Below are 1,827 nucleotides of genomic sequence, written 5' to 3'. Positions count from 1 at the left end.
CTCGCCTGAAGCGTGACGGCCACCCCGGAAGATCCGGTCGCCAGCCGCTTGACGAGACCGGGACCCAACCTCGGACCGGCCGCGCACCCATGACACTGACGGCGCCCTGCGTGAACTAGTCCGCACCCGGCGCTCAAGCCGAACATCCCCCGGGTCCTCCCCGTGAGCCCCGTTTCGTGGCCGCCCGGTCGTCTTCCTCAGTGCGGTGGAGGGGTGGGTGTCAGGGGTGGAGCGAAGCGGAATCGGCGAAGCCGACGCGCAGCGCAGCGCCCTTTACTCCCAGCCCGGAACCGCCAATCTCGGGACAACCGGGCGGCCCCGGCGCCAATCAAAGACACAGGACCAGCAAAGCCCCTGCCCCCTAGGGGCCTAAGGCCCGAAGTCCATACGGCGCATTCGGGTCCGTCAGGGGGTCGCGGCGCTGCCGTAGCTGTAGTCGGAGACCTGCTGCCCGTTGGGGTCGCGCAGGACGGCGGTATCGCCCTTGTCGTTCCAGATGGGCCGGCCGCTGCCGTAGTTGAAGCCGCCCCACTGGGGGTGGTTCTGGTTGGTGTAGATACGGATGCGCTGGCCGGGCTGGAGGATGGTGCCGGGCGGGAAGGTGAAGTCCTGGCCGGGGTCGTCGGCGCCGAGGACGAAGCCGGAGATGTTCCCGGGCAGGGTGCCCCGGTTGATGATCTCCACGTACTCGTCGGCCTGCGTGTACTTCACCTTGCCCTTGTAGTTGACGGTGGTGATGGCGATGTCGGGGGCGCCGACGCGGGCCAGGACGGCGACGATGTCGCCGTCGTTGGCGCCGTTCTCCTGGCTGATGAACTGGGTGACGATGTTGCCGCCCTGCTTGAAGCCGGTGATGACGACGGCGTAGGTCACGCCGTCGATGACCACGGTCTCCGGGGAGACGGTCGTCGGCAGGTCGACGATGTCCTCCGGGTTGGGGCCGTCGTTCGGCGTTTCGTTGTGGCGGAACCGGAAGCTGAAGTCCCGCGACAGGTCGTTCTCAAAGGCGACGTTGACCGAGAGGTCGACCTCGAACCGGTTGACGCCGTTGGACTGGATCGGGAAGTTCTGGTGCGTGAAGGTGCCGATCACGAACTCGGTGCCATCGGTGACCACGTCGGTGGTCTTGCCGGTGAACACATAGCCACTCTTTCCGCTCTCTGCGGGGATGCCCCAGCGGACATTGCTGGTGCTGAGCCCTTCGAGGTTGGGCGGAGTGGCCGACATCGAAGGCCAGTTACCTGTGGTGGTGACAGTGGACATGCGTCTCCCTCACTTGTCTGCTTCCGCTTCGCGTTACGAAACGTAAGCGCAACGCCGCACAACGTGATAGAAGGTTGCCGAGCTTTGACCGCATACCGTGGTTGTGGCTGGTCAGGCGCCCTTGACCAGCTACATCAGCGTCATGTCGGGGTGCAATCAAAAGGTCGCACTCAGTAGCAGCGCTTGGCTGAGCTGGGAACATCTGCATTTCTCCCCGTACTGCAACTCGTATACAACTCAACCGGGTTCGCCCCTTCCGTTCGCCACCTCGCGGCGACGATCTCGCTGCGCGGCTGTACGGAGCCCTGGCGCGCGCGGCACATTCATCCGTAGGGGTGAATGTGAGAATCCGGGTGACGCGCATCGCGCGTGTCGGCGTCCGTCTCCCAACTCCACATCGAGACGGTTCTGCAACATCCCCGGGCGATCCCGCCGCCCGCCCCCGGCGTCACAGTCACGAGTGCTGACGAAGCAAGGGGGATCACCATGCGGACCTGGAAGATACGGCGGGCGCTGCTCGCCGCCACCGTGGCCGGGGGGCTGCTGCTCAGTGGATGCAGTGGG

At 65.6% G+C, this 1,827-nt stretch carries 1 protein-coding gene; it reads right to left on the bottom strand.

Annotation, left to right across the window (positions count from 1 at the left end):
• Window positions 1–405: 405 nt before the first annotated feature.
• Window positions 406–1,263 carry a lamin tail domain-containing protein gene (locus tag E2651_RS42980; protein ID WP_135336693.1) on the bottom strand — a complete coding sequence of 286 codons (858 nt, stop codon included), beginning with the start codon at window positions 1,261–1,263 and terminating at the stop codon, window positions 406–408.
• Window positions 1,264–1,827: the final 564 nt, after the last annotated feature.

Origin of the sequence: Streptomyces sp. MZ04, assembly GCF_004684775.1 — a bacterium.
GTDB lineage: Bacteria > Actinomycetota > Actinomycetes > Streptomycetales > Streptomycetaceae > Streptomyces.
Note: the sequence above shows the minus strand (reverse complement) of the source record. Positions and strands in the feature narration are given on the sequence as shown.

Coding starts and splice junctions, on each gene's coding strand:
- E2651_RS42980 (WP_135336693.1), bottom strand. CDS start 1,263: ATGTCCACTGTCACCACCACAGGTAACTGGCCTTCGATGTCGGCCACT.